This is a genomic window from Microbacterium sp. LWH11-1.2 (assembly GCF_038397745.1).
Classification (GTDB): Bacteria; Actinomycetota; Actinomycetes; order Actinomycetales; family Microbacteriaceae; genus Microbacterium.
On record NZ_CP151636.1, the window covers coordinates 2,483,588 to 2,503,317 of the forward strand.

The 19,730-nt window shown below is 69.0% G+C and carries 18 protein-coding genes; 10 read left to right on the top strand and 8 right to left on the bottom strand.

Annotated elements, in window-relative coordinates:
• Positions 1-2: 2 nt before the first annotated feature.
• The 4 genes from sdhA to MRBLWH11_RS12000 form a co-directional block, all read right to left on the bottom strand.
• On the bottom strand, positions 3-1,829 hold the full coding sequence (gene sdhA, locus MRBLWH11_RS11985) for a succinate dehydrogenase flavoprotein subunit (protein ID WP_116636411.1): 1,827 nt from the start codon (positions 1,827-1,829) through the stop codon (positions 3-5).
• Positions 1,830-1,848: 19 nt separating this feature from the next.
• Positions 1,849-2,295 carry a succinate dehydrogenase hydrophobic membrane anchor subunit gene (locus tag MRBLWH11_RS11990; protein ID WP_116636410.1) on the bottom strand — a complete coding sequence of 149 codons (447 nt, stop codon included), beginning with the start codon at positions 2,293-2,295 and terminating at the stop codon, positions 1,849-1,851.
• Positions 2,295-2,729: a succinate dehydrogenase, cytochrome b556 subunit gene (gene sdhC / locus MRBLWH11_RS11995; protein ID WP_116636409.1), complete on the bottom strand. Its 435-nt coding sequence runs from the start codon at positions 2,727-2,729 to the stop codon at positions 2,295-2,297. The genes MRBLWH11_RS11990 and sdhC overlap by 1 nt, the downstream gene beginning before the upstream one ends.
• Positions 2,730-2,879: 150 nt before the next feature.
• A complete protein-coding gene (locus MRBLWH11_RS12000; RefSeq protein ID WP_341945037.1) occupies positions 2,880-4,136 on the bottom strand; it encodes a CAP domain-containing protein in 1,257 nt (418 codons plus the stop codon).
• Positions 4,137-4,231: 95 nt separating this feature from the next.
• Here MRBLWH11_RS12000 and MRBLWH11_RS12005 point away from each other — a divergent pair, with 95 nt between their 5' ends.
• The 10 genes from MRBLWH11_RS12005 to MRBLWH11_RS12050 all read left to right on the top strand — a co-directional run bounded on the left by MRBLWH11_RS12005 (position 4,232) and on the right by MRBLWH11_RS12050 (position 15,729).
• Positions 4,232-5,347, top strand: coding sequence for a mannose-1-phosphate guanylyltransferase (locus MRBLWH11_RS12005; RefSeq protein WP_116636407.1), 1,116 nt, complete (start codon positions 4,232-4,234; stop codon positions 5,345-5,347).
• A 148-nt stretch (positions 5,348-5,495) separates the two neighbouring features.
• Complete coding sequence (locus MRBLWH11_RS12010) at positions 5,496-6,605, top strand: BMP family ABC transporter substrate-binding protein (protein WP_341945038.1); 1,110 nt, start codon at positions 5,496-5,498, stop codon at positions 6,603-6,605.
• A 108-nt stretch (positions 6,606-6,713) separates the two neighbouring features.
• Positions 6,714-8,228, top strand: a complete 1,515-nt coding sequence (locus MRBLWH11_RS12015; RefSeq protein WP_341945040.1) for an ABC transporter ATP-binding protein — start codon at positions 6,714-6,716, stop codon at positions 8,226-8,228.
• A complete protein-coding gene (locus MRBLWH11_RS12020; protein ID WP_116636404.1) occupies positions 8,225-9,544 on the top strand; it encodes an ABC transporter permease in 1,320 nt (439 codons plus the stop codon). Before MRBLWH11_RS12015 ends, MRBLWH11_RS12020 begins: the two co-directional genes overlap by 4 nt.
• On the top strand, positions 9,541-10,827 hold the full coding sequence (locus MRBLWH11_RS12025; RefSeq protein ID WP_116636403.1) for an ABC transporter permease: 1,287 nt from the start codon (positions 9,541-9,543) through the stop codon (positions 10,825-10,827). The genes MRBLWH11_RS12020 and MRBLWH11_RS12025 overlap by 4 nt, the downstream gene beginning before the upstream one ends.
• Before the next feature lie 27 nt (positions 10,828-10,854).
• Positions 10,855-11,253 carry a cytidine deaminase gene (locus MRBLWH11_RS12030; protein ID WP_046012982.1) on the top strand — a complete coding sequence of 133 codons (399 nt, stop codon included), beginning with the start codon at positions 10,855-10,857 and terminating at the stop codon, positions 11,251-11,253.
• Positions 11,250-12,542, top strand: a complete 1,293-nt coding sequence (locus MRBLWH11_RS12035) for a thymidine phosphorylase (protein ID WP_341945041.1) — start codon at positions 11,250-11,252, stop codon at positions 12,540-12,542. The genes MRBLWH11_RS12030 and MRBLWH11_RS12035 overlap by 4 nt, the downstream gene beginning before the upstream one ends.
• Before the next feature lie 48 nt (positions 12,543-12,590).
• Complete coding sequence (locus MRBLWH11_RS12040) at positions 12,591-13,706, top strand: adenosine deaminase (protein WP_341945042.1); 1,116 nt, start codon at positions 12,591-12,593, stop codon at positions 13,704-13,706.
• Position 13,707: 1 nt separating this feature from the next.
• Complete coding sequence (locus MRBLWH11_RS12045) at positions 13,708-14,838, top strand: polysaccharide deacetylase family protein (RefSeq protein ID WP_341945043.1); 1,131 nt, start codon at positions 13,708-13,710, stop codon at positions 14,836-14,838.
• 27 nt (positions 14,839-14,865) lie between these two features.
• Positions 14,866-15,729 carry a carbohydrate kinase family protein gene (locus MRBLWH11_RS12050; protein WP_341945044.1) on the top strand — a complete coding sequence of 288 codons (864 nt, stop codon included), beginning with the start codon at positions 14,866-14,868 and terminating at the stop codon, positions 15,727-15,729.
• Between the two features lie 30 nt (positions 15,730-15,759).
• On the opposite strand, the gene MRBLWH11_RS12055 is transcribed toward MRBLWH11_RS12050, so the two are convergent.
• The 4 genes from MRBLWH11_RS12055 to MRBLWH11_RS12070 are packed head-to-tail and all read right to left on the bottom strand — an operon-like array spanning position 15,760 to position 19,729.
• Positions 15,760-16,506 (bottom strand): alpha/beta hydrolase, encoded by a 747-nt coding sequence (locus MRBLWH11_RS12055; protein ID WP_341945046.1) that lies wholly within the window; start codon positions 16,504-16,506, stop codon positions 15,760-15,762.
• A gap of 9 nt (positions 16,507-16,515) precedes the next feature.
• Positions 16,516-17,490 carry an SDR family oxidoreductase gene (locus MRBLWH11_RS12060; protein ID WP_341945047.1) on the bottom strand — a complete coding sequence of 325 codons (975 nt, stop codon included), beginning with the start codon at positions 17,488-17,490 and terminating at the stop codon, positions 16,516-16,518.
• Positions 17,487-18,440 (bottom strand): bile acid:sodium symporter family protein, encoded by a 954-nt coding sequence (locus MRBLWH11_RS12065; protein WP_116636397.1) that lies wholly within the window; start codon positions 18,438-18,440, stop codon positions 17,487-17,489. Before MRBLWH11_RS12065 ends, MRBLWH11_RS12060 begins: the two co-directional genes overlap by 4 nt.
• A complete protein-coding gene (locus MRBLWH11_RS12070) occupies positions 18,437-19,729 on the bottom strand; it encodes an NAD(P)/FAD-dependent oxidoreductase (RefSeq protein ID WP_341945048.1) in 1,293 nt (430 codons plus the stop codon). The genes MRBLWH11_RS12065 and MRBLWH11_RS12070 overlap by 4 nt, the downstream gene beginning before the upstream one ends.
• Position 19,730: the final 1 nt, after the last annotated feature.

Sequence of the window (19,730 nt, forward strand, 5' to 3'; positions counted from 1 at the left end):
GCTCAGTACTTCCTCTCCATCGGCGGGTAGTTGAACTCGCCCTGCTCGTTCTTCGTGAACACGACGGGCTTCCAGTCCAGCTTGATGTGGTCGCTCGGCGTCGAGGAGTGCGGGTCTCCCGTCAGATACGCCATCGTGTGCTTCATGTACTTCTCGTCGTCGCGCTTCGGGAAGTCGTCGCGCATGTGGCCGCCGCGGCTCTCCTGGCGGTTCTGGGCGGCGTAGACGACGACCTCGGCGATGTCGAGGAGGAAGCCCAGCTCGACGGCCTCGAGCAGGTCGGTGTTGAACCGCTGGCCCTTGTCGTCGACGTGCACGTTCATGTAGCGGTCGCGCAGCTCCTTGATGACGCCCAGCACGTGCTCGAGGGACTCGTGCGTGCGGAAGACCTGCGCGCCCTTGTCCATCTCGTCCTGCAGGGCCTTGCGGAGCACGGCGATGCGTTCGGTGCCCTGGTTGTTGCGCAGGCCCTCGAGCATGCCGGAGACGAAGGCCGCCGGGTTCTCGGGGAGCGGTACGAACTCGGCCGTCTTGACGTACTCGACGGCCTTGCGGCCGGCGCGCTTGCCGAACACGTTGATGTCGAGCAGCGAGTTGGTGCCCAGTCGGTTGGCGCCGTGCACCGAGACGCAGGCGCACTCGCCGGCGGCGTACAGGCCCGGCACGACGGTGTCGTTGTCGGCCAGCACCTCGGCGTCGTTGTTGGTGGGGATGCCGCCCATCGCGTAGTGCGCGGTCGGCATCACCGGCACCGGTTCGACGACCGGGTCGACACCCAGGTACGTGCGGGCGAACTCCGTGATGTCCGGGAGCTTGGTCTCGAGCACCTCGGCACCCAGGTGGGTGCAGTCGAGGAGCACGTAGTCCTTGTGGGGACCGGCGCCGCGGCCTTCCGCGACCTCCTGGACCATGCAGCGGGCGACGATGTCACGCGGGGCGAGGTCCTTGATCGTGGGGGCGTACCGCTCCATGAAGCGCTCGCCCGAGGCGTTGCGGAGGATCGCGCCCTCGCCTCGCGCGCCCTCGGTGAGGAGGATGCCGAGTCCGGCGAGTCCGGTCGGATGGAACTGGAAGAACTCGAGGTCCTCGAGGGGGAGGCCCTTGCGCCAGACGATGCCGACGCCGTCCCCGGTCAGGGTGTGCGCGTTCGAGGTCGTCTTGAAGATCTTGCCGAATCCGCCGGTCGCGAAGATCACGGCCTTCGCCTGGAAGACGTGCAGCTCGCCGGTGGCGAGGTCGTAGGCGACGACGCCGGAGACCTGCGTCTTGCCGTCGGCATCCTTCACCGTCAGCAGGTCGAGCACGTAGTACTCGTTGAAGAAGTTGATGCCGAGCTTGACGCAGTTCTGGAAGAGCGTCTGCAGGATCATGTGGCCCGTGCGGTCGGCGGCGTAGCAGGCGCGGCGGACCGGGGTCTTGCCGTGCTCGGCGGTGTGGCCGCCGAATCGGCGCTGGTCGATCTTGCCCTCGGGGGTGCGGTTGAACGGCAGACCCATGTTCTCGAGGTCGATGACCGCGTCGATGGCCTCCTTCGCGAGGATCTCGGCCGCGTCCTGGTCGACGAGGTAGTCGCCGCCCTTGACGGTGTCGAAGGTGTGCCACTCCCAGGAGTCCTCCTCGACGTTCGCGAGCGCCGCCGCCATACCGCCCTGCGCCGCACCGGTGTGCGAACGGGTGGGGTAGAGCTTGGAGATCACCGCGGTCTTCGCGCCGGGTCCGGCCTCGATCGCCGCACGCATGCCGGCGCCGCCGGCGCCCACGATCACGATGTCGAACTGGTGGTAGTGCACCCCGTCGCGCACGACGGAATCCTGGGTCTCGGTAGTCACTTCTTCTTCAGCCTTCTTCTCAGTTCCCGACCAGCGCGGCGCATTCGGTCCAGAGGGTGCTGTCCTCTGTGACGCCCAGGCACGGGTCGAACGTGAACACGACGAGCGTGCCGAGGATGATCAGGAGGCCGGCGGCGAGGCCGAGCGCCCAGATCAGCGCCTTGCGGGCAGTGTTGTTCGTGACGTAGTCGTTGACGATCGTGCGCATGCCGTTCGCGCCGTGGATCAGCGCCAGCCACAGCATCAGCACGTCCCACCACTGCCAGAACGGCGTGGCGAACTTGCCGGCGATGAAGGCGAAGTCGAGGGCGTGGATGCCCTCGCCGACCATGAGGTTGATGAAGAGGTGGCCGAAGATCAGCACGACGAGCACGATGCCCGAGAGCCGCATGAAGAGCCAGCCCCACTTCTCGAGGTTGAATCCGCGCTGACGGCGGACGGGGGCGGCGACGGTCTGCGTGGCCATCAGTGACCCCCTCCGAACCCGGCGAACGCGAGCATCAGGTGGCGCGGCACGAAGCCGGCCATGATGACGACCCACACCGCGAGCACACCCCAGAACAGCTGACGCTGGTACTTGGCGCCCTTCGACCAGAAGTCGACCGCGATGATGCGCAGGCCGTTCATGGCGTGGAACACGATGCCGGCGACCAGCACGACCTCGCCGAGCGCCATGATCGGGTTCTTGTATGTGCCGATGACGGCGTTGTACGCCTCCGGCGACACCCTGATCAGCGCCGTGTCGAGCACGTGCACCAACAGGAAGAAGAAGATGGCGACTCCGGTGATGCGATGAAGCACCCACGACCACATGCCTTCGCGACCCCGGTAGAGGGTGCCGCGGGGGGTCTTGGACGTGGTTTCCGAAATCGACGGTGTCAAGCGAGCGCTTGTGGACACGGTCGTCCTCCCTGGATCGATGTGACTCGGTCGCGTGCTGCGCAAGTGTCAGGCACGCCCGATCGGTGTCCATCCTATTCCCGTCTGCAGCGGGGGAGCGACGAAGGGGAGCCTAAGTATCTCGATGTCGAGAGAGCCGGCCGTGGGCGATCAGCCGATCTGACTCATCCCGTTCCAGCCGCTGCCGATGGTCCTGGTCGCGAGGAATCCTCCGCGGCCGTTGCCGCCGTAGAGGAGGAGCGCGCCGGCCGACGTCCGGGCGACGATGTCCTGCGTGCCGCTGCCGTCGAAGTCGCCCGCGCCGAACACGGCGGTGAGAGACGCCCACCCCACGCCGATCTGCGACGGCGAGCCCCAGCTGCCGCGTCCTGTCGTCGGGTAGATCCAGAGGGTTCCGTCGAGCCTGCGGGCGATGATGTCGCCGCGCGCATCGCCGTTGAAGTCGCCGGCGTGGAACATCGTGTCCATCGTCTGCCAGCCGTTGCCGATCCTCGTGCCGCCGGCGAGCCAGCCGCTTCGTCCGTTGCCCGGATAGAGGAAGAGGTCGCCGCCGGGCGTTCTGCCGATGACGTCGGGGATCTGATCGCCGGAGAAGTCGATGCCGCCGATGAGCTGCGAGAACATCGTCCAGCCGTTGCCGATCTGCACGGGGGCGAGGAAGCCGCCCCTTCCGTTCCCGGCGTGGAGCATGAGTCTGCCGTCGGCCTCGGTGCGCGCGGTGTCCGGGATGCCGTCGCCGGAGAAGTCCCCGAGCGTCGTGAACGGGCGGTCTCCCCACCCCGCGGCGGCGGTGACCGGGCCCTGGAACCCGCCCGCCCCGTTGCCGGGGTAGATGAGGAGGTCTCCGGTCGCCGTGCGGGCGAGGATGTCGGCGGCCCGGTCGCCGGTGAGGTCGCCCGCCCCGCCGGAGAGACGCTTCACCGGGGTGCCGATGCCGAAGATCTGCACCCAGTAGGTCCGGTAGCAGGTGCCGGTCGCGTAGCCGACGCCGAGGCCCGTGTACCGCGAGTCGAGGATGTTGGCGCGGTGGCCGCTGGAGTTCATCCAGCCGCTGACCACGGCGGCGGCATCCGGCTGACCTGCCGCGATGTTCTCGCCCGTCGAGACCCACCCGAAGGCGGCGACCCGCGAGCTCCGCCATGTCGAGCTGCTGTGCTCGAAGGTGCACGTCGACGCCAGATGCTGTGCCCACTCCGCAGCGGCCGCGTCGAGCGCGGCATCCGACACGAGCGCGGGGAGTCCGGCCTGGGTGCGCTGGGCGTTCGTCAGCGTGAACACCTCGCCGGCGGGTCCGCCGGCCGCGGACGCGGCGGCGGGGGCGAGGACAGCGGCCCCGATCATCACGGCGATCGCCGCGGCGATCGCGCGGCCGGTGCGGACGAGCTTTCGACGGGGGGACGGGCGCATGGCGTCACCATAGTGGCTGTGCTGCACGCCGCGCAGAATATCGGAGCGGGGCAGGCTGCCGGGTTCCACACGACGGGCCCCGATACGCTGACACGATGACCTCGCCCATCCAGGACTTCTACGCGGTGATCCCCGCCGGCGGCATCGGCAGCAGGCTGTGGCCGCTCTCGCGCGCCGACGCCCCCAAGTTCCTCCACGACCTCACCGGGTCCGGGCACTCTCTGCTGCGCGACACCTGGGATCGGCTGGTCCCTCTCACAGGCCCTGACCGCATCGCGGTCGTCACCGGCCGCGCGCATCGTGCCGCAGTCGAGGCGGAGCTGCCCGGCATCGCCGATCTCAACGTCTTCCTGGAGTCGGAGCCGCGCGAATCCGCCGCCGCGATCGGGCTGGCCGCAGCGATCCTGCACCGCCGCGACCCCGATGTGATCATCGGCTCGTTCAGCGCCGACCACGTGATCCGCGGCACCCGCGTGTTCGAGTTCGCCGTCCGCGACGCCGTCGAGGTCGCCCGCGAGGGGTACATCTGCACGATCGGCATCGCGCCCACCGAGCCGGCGATCGGATTCGGCTATATCAAGAAGGGGCCGGAGCTCGTCGTCGAGCGCGCCCGCGAGGCGGCTCTCGTCGAGAGCTTCGTCGAGAAGCCGGACCTGGAGACCGCGAAGGCCTATCTCGCCGATCGCGGCTATCTCTGGAACGCCGGCATGTTCATCGCCAAGGCCAGCGTGCTGCTGGAGGAGCTCGCAGCCAACGAGCCCGAGCTGCACGCCGGACTGCTCGAGCTCGCCGAGGCCTGGGACGACCGCGACCGGCGCGGACCCGCCGTCGACCGGATCTGGCCGCGCCTGAAGAAGATCGCGATCGACTACGCGGTCGCGGAGCCTGCCGCCCGCCGCGGGCGCCTGGCGGTCGTGCCGGGACACTTCGACTGGGACGACGTCGGCGACTTCGCCTCCCTCACCAAGCTCATCACGAATGGCCGGAAGAACGATCTGGCCGTCCTCGGGCCGAACGCCCGGGTGCTCTCGGACGCCGCGAGCGGCATCCTCGTCAGCCAGACGTCCCGGGTGATCAGCCTGGTCGGCGTCCAGGACATCGTCGTCGTCGACACCCCCGATGCCCTGCTGGTCACGACCGTCCAGCACGCGCAGCGGGTGAAGGGCGTCGTGGAGTCGCTCAAGCTGAACGGGCAGGGCGACGTGCTCTGATGAGCGCCGCCGGATGCTCATCGGCTGGGTTGGTTTCAGCTTTGTAACCTTTCGCCAGCACGTGCGGGGCGAGTGTGCACAAAAGGTGAAACAGTAGGTAACTTTGATCGATCCGCGATGGCCGCGGTTTCGTTGAGGGAGGCATCAGTTGACCATCTCCACCACCAAGAAGCTGCTCGGCGCGACAGTCGCCGCGGGCGTCATCTTCGCACTCGCCGGTTGCGGCCAGGCCCCGACCGACGAGGCCGGCTCGGAGGGCCCTGCGGACTCCGACTTCCTCCCCTGCCTCGTCTCCGACGCGGGCGGGTGGAACGACAAGTCGTTCAACCAGTCGGCGAAGGAAGGCATGGACGCCGCTGCGGAGGAGCTCGACGTCAAGCCGCTCGAGTTCGAGTCCGCGAACGACAACGACTACGCGCCGAACCTCGAGACCGCGGTCTCGGAAGGCTGCTCGCTGATCGTCGCCGTCGGCTTCAAGCTGGCCGCCGCGACGGTCGAGTCGGCGCTCGCGAACCCCGAGATCGACTACGCGATCATCGATGACTACGCCGACACCGACTTCGACGGCACCACCGATGCTCCGAACATCAAGCCGCTCGTCTTCGACACGGCTCAGGCCGCCTACCTCGGCGGCTACGCCGCGGCCGGTTGGTCCGCACAGAGCGGCGTGAACAAGGTCGGCACCTTCGGCGGAATGCAGATCCCGTCCGTCGCCGTGTTCATGGACGGCTTCTCGCTCGGCGTCGACAAGTACAACGAGGACAAGTCGGCCGCCGTCCAGGTGTTCGGCTGGGACGTCGCCACGCAGGAAGGCTCCTTCACGGGCGGCTTCGACGCGAACGACACCGCCAAGCAGACCGCTCAGGGCGTGCTCGACCAGGGCGTCGACGTCATTCTTCCCGTCGGTGGCCCGGTCTACCAGAGCGCTGCGGCGGCGATCGCCGACAGCGGCAAGGACACGCTCATGATCGGTGTCGACAGCGACCTCGCGGTTGCCGACCCGAGCGTCGCGGGCGTCACGATGTTCTCGATCATGAAGGCGATCAACGTCGCCGTGAAGGACGCGACCATCGCAGCAGCCGCGGGCGATTTCGACCCGGCTCCGTACGTCGGAACGCTCGAGAACGAGGGCGTCAAGCTCTCCGGCTTCGGCGACTTCGAGGCCGAGCTCCCGGACGGGCTCCTCGACGAGATCGCGGCGCTCCAGGAGCAGATCATCGCCGGTGACATCACGGTGGAGTCGAAGAACTCCCCGTAAGTCGCAGCCGGTCCAAGTGCGGGGCGAGTGGTGTGCAGGATGCCACTCGCCCCGCACTGTGATCGGACGAAGATCCTTCTGGACGACTCTTCTGGATAAGGTGCAGATATGAAGCTCGAACTTCGCGGCATCACCAAGCGATTCGGTACTCTCGTCGCCAACGACCACATCGATCTGGTGGTCGAACCGGGGCAGATCCACGCGCTGCTCGGTGAGAACGGCGCAGGCAAGTCCACGCTGATGAACGTCCTCTACGGCCTCTATCAGGCCGACGAGGGCGAGATCCTCCTCGACGATGTCGTGCAGCGCTTCCGCGGCCCCGGTGACGCGATGGCGGCGGGGATCGGCATGGTGCACCAGCACTTCATGCTCGTCCCGGTCTTCACGGTCGCCGAGAACGTGATGCTCGGCCACGAGCAGACCAAGGCCCTCGGCACGCTCGACATCGCGAAGGCGCGAGAGCACGTGCGATCCGTGGCAGCGCGGTTCGGCTTCGACATCGACCCCGACGCGCTCGTCGGCGACCTCCCGGTGGGCGTCCAGCAGCGCGTCGAGATCATCAAGGCGCTCTCCCGCGATGCCAAGGTGCTCGTCTTCGACGAGCCGACGGCCGTGCTCACCCCGCAGGAGACGGACGAGCTCATGGGCATCATGCGCCAGCTCCGCGACGAGGGCACGGCGATCGTCTTCATCACCCACAAGCTGCGCGAGGTGCGCGAAGTCGCCGACAAGATCACGATCGTCCGTCTCGGACGCGTCGTCGGCGAGGCATCGCCTTCGGCGACGAACGCCGAGCTCGCTTCGCTCATGGTCGGACGCGCCGTCGAGCTCACGGTGCACAAGGACGCGCCCCGTGTCGGCGACGGCGGGCTGGAGATCTCCGGGCTGCGGGTGCTCACACCCGGCGGTGCGATCGTCGTCGACGGCATCGACTTCGCGGTGCGCCCCGGTGAGGTCCTCGCGATCGCCGGCGTGCAGGGGAACGGCCAGACGGAGCTGGTGGAGGCCATCGTCGGCCTCGCCGCGCGCGTGGAGGGGAGCATCACGCTCGACGGGACCGAACTCGTCGGCAAGAGCGTGCGCGCGATCCTCGATGCCGGCGTGGGCTTCGTCCCCGAGGACCGGACCGAAGACGGATTGGTCGCCGGTTTCTCCGTCGCGGAGAACCTCATCCTCGACCGCACCGACGACCGCACCTTCAGCCGCGGGGGAACCATCCTGCGGGGTGTGCTCGACGCCTTCGCCAAGGAGCGCATTCGCGAGTACGACATCCGCACGCAGGGGCCGGACACTCCGGCGGGCACGCTCTCCGGCGGCAACCAGCAGAAGGTCGTCATCGCGCGCGAGATGAGCCGTGAGCTGCGGCTGCTGGTCGCCGCCCAGCCGACCCGCGGCGTCGACGTCGGCTCGATCGAGTTCATCCACAAGCGGATCATCGAGACGCGCGACTCGGGCGTCCCGGTGATCGTCGTCTCCACCGAGCTCGACGAGGTCGCCGCCCTCGCCGACCGGATCGCGGTCATGTACCGCGGAGCGATCGTCGGCATCGTGCCGGGCGACACGCCCAGAGAGACACTCGGACTCATGATGGCCGGAGCGGCCGAAGGAGAGGTGGCGGCGTGAGCGGATCGACGCCCGGCGCGGGAGACGTGACCAAGGGCATCCCCCCGGAGCAGCTCGGCACGCCGACCGGCACGGTGCCCCGCGACTCCGCCGACGTGCCGCCGCCGCCCCGCGGCAACATCATCCTCAAGGAGATGCTGCGCGGCAGCGCCGTCACGACGATCCTCGCGATCGTCCTGGCGCTCATCGTCGGCGGCATCCTGATCGCCTCCACCAACGAAGACGTGCAGGAGGCGTCCGGCTACTTCTTCGCGAAGCCCGGCGACACGTTCGCCGCCGCCTGGAACGCGGTCTACAACGGGTACGAGGCGCTGTTCCGCGGTGCCATCTTCAACGCCCGTGGCGCCGATTTCGCGGCGCAGATCCGTCCGCTCACCAACACCCTCGGTTTCGCCGCGCCCCTGATCGCTGCCGGCCTCGGCGTCGCACTCGCGTTCCGGGTGGGACTGTTCAACATCGGTGCACGCGGCCAGATGCTCATCGGTGTCGCGGTCGCCGCCCTGCTGACCTTCTCGCTCGACCTGCCGCTCTGGCTGCACATCCCCGTGACGCTGATCGCCGGTATCGCGGGCGGCGCGCTCTGGGGTGCCATCGCCGGCCTCATCAAGGCGCGCACCGGTGCCCACGAGGTGATCCTCACGATCATGCTCAACTACATCGCGTACTACCTGCTGCTCTGGATGATCCGTACACCGGGCCTGCTGCAGAAGCCGGGGACGAACCAGGCACTGGGTTCGGCCACGCCGGAGAGCGCGCAGTTCCCGACGCTGCTCGGGCCGCAGTTCCCCCTGCTCGATCTCGGATTCGTGATCGTGGTCGTGGCCACGCTGTTCGTCTGGTGGCTCATCGAGCGGTCGTCGCTCGGCATGCGGATGCGCGCCGTCGGCGAGAACCCGCACGCGGCGCGCGCCGCGGGCATCAGCGTGCAGCGGGTCTACGTCTACGCGATGCTGTTCGCCGGAGGCCTCGCGGGTCTCGCGGGCATGAACCAGATCCAGGGAGCCGTCACGACCGGCGTCACCGAGACGATCGACGCCGGCATCGGATTCGATGCGATCACCGTCGCGCTCCTCGGACGCAGCCGCGCCTGGGGCACCTTCGCCGCCGGCATCCTGTTCGGCGCTCTCAAGGCGGGGTCGTTCTCGATGCAGGCCCAGGACATCCCGGTCGACATCGTCCTGGTCGTGCAGTCCCTGGTCGTGCTCTTCATCGCCGCACCGCCGCTGCTGCGCGCGGTGTTCTTCCTGCCCAAGACCGACATCGAGAAGGCGGCCAGGCTCCGAGCCAAGGCCGCGAAGAAGGCGGTGGCGGCATGATGTCCCTCGTGCAGACCGAGGCAGCCGACGGCACGGTGCAGCTCGCGACCGTGAAGCAGCGGCACCTCAAGGCGCCGATCGTGCTGGCTGTCGCCGCTGCGCTCCTCGCGCTCCTGTTCGTGTTCGTGCCGCGCGACGGCACCAGCACCTTCCGCCTCTCCGACCAGTCGTCGGCGCTCGCGCTGCCCGACGTCGCCCTGCCGACGGCCTCGACCTTCTGGGTCGTGTTCGGCATCCTCGTCGTCCTGACGGTCGGAGCGTTCCTGCGTGCCTGGACGTATCGCAAGCCGTCGCTGTGGCTGGTCGTGGCCTTCAGCACGCTCGCCGTCTTCGCGTTCCTCGTCTGGGCATCCGCCGGGGGACTCGTCCCCGTCACGAGCCTGCTGTTCGGTGCCGTGTCGCTCTCGGTGCCGCTGGTGTTCGGTGCCCTGGGCGGTGTCATCGGCGAACGCGCCGGCGTCGTGAACGTCGCGATCGAAGGGCAGCTGCTGCTCGGCGCCTTCTCCGCCGCGCTGCTCTCCAGCATCACCGGCAACCCGTTCGTCGGACTGGTCGGAGCGATGATCGGCGGCGTCCTCGTGGCCAGCGTGCTCGCCGCGTTCGCGATCAAGTACCTCGTCGAGCAGGTCATCGTCGGTGTCGTGCTCAATGTGCTCGTCACCGGTCTCACCGGCTTCCTCTACGGCGCACTTCTCGCACCGAACGAGGCGACGCTGAACACCCCGGTGCGCTTCCCGCGCATCGAGATCCCCGTGCTGAGCGACATCCCGATCATCGGCCCGGTGCTCTTCAATCAGACGTTCATCGGCTACCTGATGTTCCTCACCGTCGCCGTGGTGGCCTGGGGCCTGTACCGGACCCGGTGGGGTCTGCGTCTCCGCGCCGTGGGCGAGCACCCGCAGGCCGCCGACACCGTGGGCATCAAGGTCAACCCGACCCGGTTCTGGAACGTGCTCCTGGCCGGCGCAATCGCCGGCATGGGCGGTGCGTACTTCACGCTCGTCTCGGTGCCGCAGTTCGGCAAGGACATGACGGCGGGCCTCGGCTTCATCGCCCTCGCCGCCGTGATCTTCGGCCGGTGGGACCCGATCCGTGCGACGCTCGCCGCGCTGCTCTTCGGCTTCGCGACGAACCTGCAGAACCTGCTCTCGATCCTGAAGACGCCGATCCCCGGCGAGTTCATGCTGATGCTGCCGTATCTGGTGACGCTGCTGGCGGTCGCCGGATTCGCCGGACAGATCAAGGCGCCCGCGGCAGACGGCAAGCCGTACATCAAGTCCTAGCCGAGTCCGGAAGAAGGAAGCTCCACAATGACTGACATCGACTGGGACGAGCTCCGTCAGGTCGCGACCGATGCCATGACGAAGGCCTACGCGCCGTACTCGCGGTATCGCGTCGGTGCCGCGGCGCTCGTCGGCGACGGACGGATCGTCGCCGGCTGCAACGTCGAGAACGCCTCCTACGGCGTGACGCTGTGCGCCGAGTGCGCGCTCGTCGGCGACCTGCACATGTCCGGCGGCGGTCAGCTGGTCGCCTTCGTCTGCGTCAACAACGACGGGCAGACGATCATGCCCTGCGGTCGCTGCCGCCAGCTGCTCTTCGAGCACGCCATGCCCGGGATGCTGCTGGAGACCGTCTCCGGCATCCGCACGATCGACGAGGTGCTGCCGGATGCGTTCGGCCCCCGAGACCTGGAGGACGCCCGATGAGCATCGAGCCTTTCGACGCGGTGGATGTCATCCGCGCCAAGCGAGACGGCGGCGCCGTGCCGGAGAAGGCGCTGCGGTGGATGGTCGACGCCTACACCCGCGGCTACGTCTCGGATGCGCAGATGGCGTCGTTCGCGATGGCGATCTTCCAGCGCGGCATGGAGCGCGACGAGATCCGCGTCCTGACGGACGCGATGATCGCGTCGGGGGAGCGGATGAGCTTCGCCGCGCTCGGCAAGAAGACCGTCGACAAGCACTCCACGGGTGGCGTCGGAGACAAGATCACGCTTCCCCTTGCTCCGCTGGTCGCCTCGTTCGGCGTGGCCGTGCCGCAACTCAGTGGACGTGGCCTCGGCCACACGGGCGGCACGCTCGACAAGCTCGAATCCATCCCCGGCTGGCGCGCCGCGCTCAGCAATGAGGAGATGTTCGCGCAGATGCAGGGCGACGTCGGGGCCGTCATCTGCGCGGCGGGCTCAGGACTCGCTCCCGCCGACAAGAAGCTCTACGCACTGCGCGACGTGACCGGCACGGTCGAGGCGATCCCGCTGATCGCATCGAGCATCATGTCGAAGAAGATCGCGGAGGGCACGGATGCGCTCGTCCTCGACGTCAAGTTCGGCTCCGGCGCCTTCATGCAGGACATCGACCGCGCCCGTGAGCTCGCCCGCACGATGGTCGCGCTCGGCACCGACTCCGGTGTCGCGACGACCGCGCTGCTCACCGACATGAACGTCCCGCTGGGCTTCGCGATCGGCAACGCCAACGAGGTCCGCGAATCCGTGGAGATCCTCGCCGGCGGCGGCCCCTCCGACGTGCGGGAGCTGACGATCGCGCTCGCGCAGGAGATGCTCGCCCTCGCGGGGAAGCCGGATGCCGACGTGGAGGCCGCCCTCGACGACGGCCGCGCGATGGACAGCTGGAAGGCGATGATCCGCGCCCAGGGCGGCGATCCGGATGCCGAGCTGCCGACCGCTCGCGAGACGCATGTCGTGACGGCTCCGACCGACGGCGTCGTCACCCGCATGGACGCGCTGCCGTTCGGCATCGCGGCCTGGCGACTCGGCGCGGGCCGCGCCAGGGCCGAGGATCCCGTGGTCTTCGAGGCCGGCATCGATCTGCACGCCAAGCCGGGCGATCGTGTCGACGCCGGACAGCCGCTGTTCACGCTGTCCGCAGCCGATGCGGCGCGGTTCCCGCGTGCGCTCGAGGCGCTCGAGGGCTCGTGGGCGCTCGGGGACAAGGCTCCGGCCGCCGGTCCCATCGTGCGCGAGCGCATCACGGCCTGACGGGACCGCTAACCTGAACTGAGCATTTCCGCCACCGAGAGGATCACCATGTCGATCGATGCGAACGGCGACGTCACCATCCAGGGGATCTCCCTCCGCGGCCTGCCCAAGGTCTCGCTGCACGACCACCTCGACGGCGCCCTGCGTCCGGCCACGATCATCGAGCTGGCGGACGAGATCGGTCTCGACGTGCCGGAGTCCGATCCCGCCGCTCTCGGCCGCTGGTTCGCGAAGCAGAGCGACTCCGGCTCGCTCGTCGAGTACCTGAAGACCTTCGACCTGACGACCGCCGTGATGCAGACCCAGGAGGGACTCACGCGTGTCGCGCGAGAGTTCGTCCAGGACCTGGCAGCGGACGGCGTGATCTACGGCGAGGTGCGCTGGGCTCCGGAGCAGCATCTCACGCGCGGACTCACGCTCGAACAGACCGTCGAGGCCGTTCAGCAGGGCATCGAGGAGGGCGAGGACGCGGCGGACCGCGACGGGCGGAGCATCCGCGTCGGCCAGCTGATCACGGCGATGCGCCATACGGATCGGGCGCTCGAGATCGCCGAGCTCGCGGTCGATTTCCGCGGTCGTGGTGCCGTGGGCTTCGACATCGCCGGGCCCGAGGACGGCTTCCCGCCCTCGAACCACCGCAAGGCGTTCGACTACCTCGCCGAGAACTTCTTCCCCGTGACCGTGCACGCCGGCGAAGCCGCAGGTCCCGCGTCGATCCGTTCGGCGCTGCTCGACGGCCGTGCGCTGCGTCTCGGCCACGGCGTGCGCATCGCGGAGGATCTCCAGGTCGTGACCCAGGAGGGTGACGAGGTGCAGGTGCAGTTCGGAGAACTGGCCCGCTGGGTGCGCGATCGCGAGATCCCGCTGGAACTCTCCCCGTCGTCGAACCTGCAGACCGGCGCGATCGCCGCGTGGGGCACGACGATGGCCGACCACCCGTTCGATTTGCTGTATCAGCTCGGCTTCGCGGTGACGGTCAACGTGGACAACCGCACGATGAGCGCCACCTCGCTCACGCGCGAGCTCGCCCTGCTCGTCGAGGCCTTCGAGTACGACCTCGACGACCTCGAGACGTTCCAGTTCAATGCGGCCGCGGCCGCCTTCCTCCCGGTCGAGGAGCGCGAAGAGCTCGTCGAGATGATCGCCGAAGGATTCAACGACTGACATGTCCCAGAAGAGTCGACGCCGGGTGAGCGTTCTCGCCGTGATCGTGAGCGCCGCCGTCGTCCTCCTGGGCGGGGGTGCGGTCGCCGCATTCGTCTGGACGAACGGCACGCCGAACGGCCAGAAGCCGGCGGCGACCGAGACGGAGAAGCCGCTCCCGACACCGGAATCCGAGCCGGAACCCCTCTCACCGGCCGAGCAGCTGCTCGCCGACGCCGACAATCCGCTGGCCTGCGCGGTGTCGTTCGCCGGTGACGGCGTCGTGCAGGACCCGATGCTGCAGTGGCAGAACGGCCTCTATCAGTCGCTGCCGATCCCTGCGGCGGACGGGCGCGTGTTCGCCGGCTGGTATGCGACCGCGGACGATGCTGCGGCGTTCAGCCCGGAGGCCCGTATCAACGGCGCCGATCCGGTGACGTGCACCGACCAGCAGATCGAGCTCCACGGAGCCTGGAAGACGCCGGAGGAGAACGTCGCGGCGAACACGCAGGTCCCGATCCTGATGTACCACCAGTTCACGACGAACCCCGACGGCGAGTCCGGCTGGCTGCGCGGCAACTACGCCTACATCGGCGACTTCGACGCGCAGATGAACCACATCGCCACCACCGGCTTCTATCTGCCGACGTGGGACGAGCTGAGCGCGTTCATCGACGGGCGGCTGTTCCTGCCCCCGCGTTCGGTGATCATCACGGATGACGATGCCGATCAGACCTGGTTCGACCTCGCGGCGCCGCTCGTGGAGAAGTACGAGCTGCTCACGACCTCGTTCATGGTCACGGCGTACCGCTCCGACCCGCCCCCGTCCATCTACGTCCTGCGCCGTTCGCACACGCACGACATGCACCAGGCCGGAGCCAACGGCCAGGGACGCATCGTCAACTGGACGCCGGACGAGGTCGCCGCCGACCTCAACATGTCGGGTGACATCCTCGGCGTGCGCGAGGTCATCGCGTACCCCTTCGGACACTACAACGACACAGCCAAGCAGGGTGTGCTGCAGGCGGGCTACGAGATGGCGCGCACGATCGAGCCCGGCTATGTCGTGATCGGCACCGACAAGCTCGCTCTCCCCGTCGTGCGCATCGACTACGGGATGGGGCTGGACGCGCTGATCAAGCGCATCGGCTGAGACCCGACGAGCGGGCAGGATGGTCGCATGCCTGCTTCCGTCCTCATCGTCGGCCCTGCCTCGTGGAACACCATCGTCGTCCTCGACCGGCTCCCCGAGCCTGTCCCGCACATGCAGTTCGCCGAGGACACGTGGGAGACGGTCGGCGGGACGAGTGCAGGGAAGGCTCTCAGCCTCACGGCGCTCGGGCGCGCGACGACGCTGTGCGCGCAGGCGGGTGACGATGAGCACGGTGCCAGGCTCCGCGACGCGCTGCGCGCGGCCGGCGTGCACGCGCGGTGGGCGGAGGGCCTGACGGAGCGGCACCTCAACCTGATGACCCGCCGCGGCGAGCGGGTCTCGCTGTACCTCGCCGCACCGCGACCGACAGGGGGCGAGCAGGATGAGTCCCTGCGGGCGGCGATGGCGGCGGCCGACGCGGTCGTGCTGGACCTCGGAGCCGAGTCCGAGCGGCTGCTGCCGCTCGCGCGTGAGGTCGGAACGCCGATCTGGGTCGACGTGCACGACTACGACGGGGAGTCCGATTTCCACCGGCCGTTCCTTGCGGTGGCGGATGCCGTCTTCTGCAACGCCGATCGCCTCGACGACCCGGTGGCCTTCCTCCGCGGATGCATCGGGGGCGGAGCACGCCTCGCCGTCTGCACCCTCGGGGCGGAGGGAGCGGTGGCGATCGACGAGGACGGTGCGGAGCATCGGGTGGCGGCGGTGCCGGTCGACGTCACCGACACGAACGGCGCGGGGGACGCGTTCCTCGCCGGTGTGCTCGACGCCCGGCTGTCGGGGGCAGCTGTCGGTGACGCGCTCGCCGCGGGTGCGACGTCGGCGTCCGCCGTGCTGCGCACGCGGCACCTGCATCCGCTGCTGGATGCCGTGCTGCCGCTGCCGCGGTGAGCAGCGCTCAGTTCAGGAGCACGGCGCGGCTCAGCGGGGGAGAGCCTCGAGGAAGGCGCCTGCTCGCTCCGTGACCTCGGCGTGCATGTCCTCCGTCGAGATCGTGGGGGTGCCGTCGCCCGCCTGCGGGCCGTAGTCGCCGAAGGAGGCGTGGGCTGCGCCCTCGATCTCGACCATCTCCGCATCGGCGGGGAGCTGATCTCGCGCGGCATCGATCTTCTCCGGAGTGGAGAGCCCGTCATCGCTGCCGGCGAGACTGAGCACAGGCAGGCCGCTCGCCGAGAGGTCCGTCGCGCAGTAGGACCCGAAGAGGATGAGGGCATCCGCATCGGCCGCGAGCTGACAGGCGCGCACGCCGCCGAGCGAGTGACCGCCGACGCCCCAGACCTCGACATCGGGCGCAGCCGACGTGAAGGAGCCGAGTCCGCGCGGATCGAAGAAGGCGAGGTTCAGCCAGGGACGCGTGATCACGACCGTCACGCCCTCCTCGGCGAGCCCCTGCAGGATCGCGGCGTACGCCCAGGGGTCGACCTTGGCGCCGGGGACGAACACCAGCCCGAGCTCGGACTCGCCGTCGGCCGGAGCGAGGACGATCCCCTGCTCGGCATCCTCCACGGTGATGGCGGCGTTCTCGCGGACGCCGGCCAGGGGAGCCGGCTCGGCGGGCATGACGCCGATCTGACTCCAGGCGACGATCCCGCCGACGCCGAGGAGCAGCAGGATCGCGAGACTCCCGAGCACCCGCTTCAGGACGCGACGACCCCGTTTCCTCTGCACACGTCAACGCTACTCCGTCGCCCGGCCCCTTCCCTGAGCGGCGCCGACCGACGGGTGGGTGGCGAGGTACTCCTCGAACGCCTCGCGCGTGGTGCGCGTCGGGACGAAGCCGAACTCCTCCTTGAGCCGCGTGTTCGCCAGGACCGGTCGATAGCGCAGGAAGGGCACCTTCTCCGGTCCGTGCTCCGTGAGGCGCAGCATCCGTCCGATCCGCAGCGCGGCGGCGAGCGCCCAGGCGGGGAGCACGAGCTGGCGTCTGCCCAGCCGCTCCGCGATCTCGGGCACCGTCATCCGGCCGTCTCCCGCGACGTTGAAGACTCCGGCCGGACCGTCGGTCGCCGCCCGCACCATTGCGGCGGCGACATCGTCCACCCACACGAAGACGAAGGGGGAGTCGGAGCCGGCGATGCGGAGGATCCGGCGGCCGTCCCAGAGCGCGGTGATCTGATTCCGGACCGAAGGCCCTAGGATCGTGCCGATGCGGAACACCACCTGCTCCAGGTCCGGATGCGTCGCGCGGTGCTCGGCGAGCATCTCCTCGACGAGGCGCTTGTGCCGTGAGTACGGGAAGGCGTCGTTGCCGCGGAGCGGCTGGTCCTCGTCGATCCATTCCGGATTGTCGGCGTGGTAGCCGTAGGCGGCGCCGGAGCTGGACACCACGATCCGGCGCACCCCCGTCGCGACGCACGCCGCGAGCACGTTCGCCGACCCGTCGACGTCGACCCGGTACTCCCGATCGACGTCGCGCCCCGGATTGACGATCGCAGCGAGGTGCACGACGGTGTCGATGCGGTGTTCGCGAAGGAGGGGAGCGATCACTGCCGCGTCCTGCACGTCGAGCACGACGTCGAGGATCCCGGGCCGTGCGGTGCCGGTGCGCACATCCGCGGAGACCACGAGCTCGACGTCGTCTCGGGCTGCCAGCGCCTGCGCGACGTGCGAGCCGAGGAACCCGCCGCCCCCGGTGATGAGCACCCGCGTCACGGCGACGCCTCGGTCACCGTGCGCCCGCTGGCATCGCCGCTCGCCGAGCCCGTGCGTCTCTTCGTGTGCCGCGCCCAGAGCCCTGCCAGGATCAGGCCCGCGATGATGTCCCAGATGCCCCACCACCCGGCGACGATCGCCATGCCGCCGAGGCCGTCGAAGAACAGGAAGACCAGGCCGAGACCGAGGCCGGCGTTGCGGATGCCGACCTCGAAGGTCATCGCCTTGCGCTCGCGGGTGCCGAGGCCGCCGACGACCGCGGTTCCGTAGCCGAGAGCCAGCGCCACGGCGTCGTGCACCGTGACGACGATCAGGATCACGCCGAGGACCTGCACGAAGACCGCCCAGTTGCCGACGAGCGCGGCGATGATGAAGCCGAGCAGGGCGATGAGGCTGAACCACTTCACGAACGGCTGCACGCGGGCGGCGAATCCGGGTGTCTTCGCCCGCAGCAGGAGGCCGAGCGCGAAGGGCAGTCCGACGATGAGCAGGATCTCCAGCAGCATCCGCCACGGGTCGAGAGCGACCTCGCGGAGCAGCGTGCGGGCGGTGGGATGCAGCGAGCCCCAGAACGTGATGCTCAGCGGCATGGCGACGATGTAGAGGAGATTGCCGACCGCGGTCAGCGACACCGAGAGCGCGACATTCCCGCCGGCCCGGTGTGTGAGCACCTGGGAGATGTTGCCGGGCGGACAGCAGGCGACCAGCAGCATGCCGAGCGCCATCGACGGCGGGACAGGGAGCACCAGCGTCAGCAGGAACGTCGCGATCGGCAGCAGGAGCAGCTGGGCGAGGAGGGCGATGACGAAGGGCTTCGGATGCTTCGCCACGACACGGAAGTCGCTCGGGGCCGTGTCGAGGGCGATCCCGAACATGATCAGGCCCAGCACCACGTTCAGGATCGTCAGCGTGCCGGGCGTGAACGAGAGGACGACGTCGTCGACGTTCATGCCGACGCCTCCAGCGCGCTCTTCTCGCGGCGGACGGCGCCGCGGTAGGCGTCCTTGTTCACGTAGTACGCCATCCGGTCCAGCCCGAGGTAGTGGTATCCGCCGGTCAGGTCCGGCCAGGGCGCGGCCGTGACGCGGTCGCGGAATCGGGCAGCGCGCGACGCATCGTGCTCGACGGCGTCGAGATAGGCGGCGAGGAGGTCGGCCTGCTCGGCGCGGCCCTGCCAGCCGATGCCGGAGGCCTCGATCATGCCCATGACGTACAGCCCGTTGAACGACGCGGGGAAGAGGTTGAGGAACAGGCGCGGCGAGGCGCCCTGCCAGTGAAGGTGCTCCCGGTCGACGAAGGGATAGTCGAGGGTGTATCCGGTGGCCAGGAGCACGAGGTCGTAGTCGTCTGCGCTGCCGTCGCGGAAGCGCACGGTGCTGCCGTCGAAGCGTTCGACGTCGGCGCGGATGCGCAGGTCTCCCTGGCCGAGGTGGTTGAGGATCATGGTGTTCACGATGGGATGGGACTCGTAGATGCGGTACCGGGGCTTCGGGAAGCCGAAGCGCACGGGATCGCCCGTGAAGGCCCGCAGCACCCGGCTGTCGACCGCCTGCTTGATCCTCGCGGGCAGCGGGCGCCCCTGGTTGAGCGTGTCGCTCGGCCTGCCGAACAGGTAGCGGGGCACGAAGTAGTACCCGCGCCGCACGCTCATGTCGACGGAAGCCGCGTGGTGCACGGCATCCACCGCGATGTCGCAGCCGGAGTTGCCCGCACCGATCAGGAGCACCCTCTTGCCCGAGAGCTGCTCGGCCGTCTTGTAGGCGCTGGTGTGCAGCACCTCGCCGGAGAAGCTGCCGGGGAAGGTCGGGATGTTCGGCTCCGCGAGCGTCCCGTTCGCGAGCACGACACCGGCGTACCATCGCGTCTGCGTGCCCTCGGAGCCGTCGCTCGTGAGATCCCATCCGCCGTCTCGCGGTTCGAGACGCGTGACCCTCGTGTCGAACCGGAAGAGCTCGGCGAGACCGAAGTGGTCCGCGTAGTCCCGGAAGTACTCCCGCATCACCCGGTGGCCCGGATAGTCGACCGTGGAGCGCATCGGGAACTCCGTGAACTCCGTCGTCGTGCGCGACGAGATCAGGTGCGCCGACTCGTACATCGTGCTGCGCGGATTGGCGATGTCCCAGAGGCCGCCGACGCCGTGGGAGGCCTCGTACCCGTCCACCGCGATGCCGCGCTTCTGCAGCGCGCGGGCCGTGGCCAGCCCCGACGGGCCCGCGCCGATCACGGCGTATCTGTTCATG

Bases quoted from the DNA above. Each gene is read 5' to 3' on its own strand.
- MRBLWH11_RS11990 (WP_116636410.1), bottom strand. From the start codon at position 2,295: ATGGCCACGCAGACCGTCGCCGCCCCCGTCCGCCGTCAGCGCGGATTC.
- MRBLWH11_RS12000 (WP_341945037.1), bottom strand. From the start codon at position 4,136: ATGCGCCCGTCCCCCCGTCGAAAGCTCGTCCGCACCGGCCGCGCGATC.
- MRBLWH11_RS12005 (WP_116636407.1), top strand. From the start codon at position 4,232: ATGACCTCGCCCATCCAGGACTTCTACGCGGTGATCCCCGCCGGCGGC.
- MRBLWH11_RS12015 (WP_341945040.1), top strand. From the start codon at position 6,714: ATGAAGCTCGAACTTCGCGGCATCACCAAGCGATTCGGTACTCTCGTC.
- MRBLWH11_RS12025 (WP_116636403.1), top strand. From the start codon at position 9,541: ATGATGTCCCTCGTGCAGACCGAGGCAGCCGACGGCACGGTGCAGCTC.
- MRBLWH11_RS12030 (WP_046012982.1), top strand. From the start codon at position 10,855: ATGACTGACATCGACTGGGACGAGCTCCGTCAGGTCGCGACCGATGCC.
- MRBLWH11_RS12035 (WP_341945041.1), top strand. From the start codon at position 11,250: ATGAGCATCGAGCCTTTCGACGCGGTGGATGTCATCCGCGCCAAGCGA.
- MRBLWH11_RS12040 (WP_341945042.1), top strand. From the start codon at position 12,591: ATGTCGATCGATGCGAACGGCGACGTCACCATCCAGGGGATCTCCCTC.
- MRBLWH11_RS12045 (WP_341945043.1), top strand. From the start codon at position 13,708: ATGTCCCAGAAGAGTCGACGCCGGGTGAGCGTTCTCGCCGTGATCGTG.
- MRBLWH11_RS12050 (WP_341945044.1), top strand. From the start codon at position 14,866: ATGCCTGCTTCCGTCCTCATCGTCGGCCCTGCCTCGTGGAACACCATC.
- MRBLWH11_RS12065 (WP_116636397.1), bottom strand. From the start codon at position 18,440: ATGAACGTCGACGACGTCGTCCTCTCGTTCACGCCCGGCACGCTGACG.
- MRBLWH11_RS12070 (WP_341945048.1), bottom strand. From the start codon at position 19,729: ATGAACAGATACGCCGTGATCGGCGCGGGCCCGTCGGGGCTGGCCACG.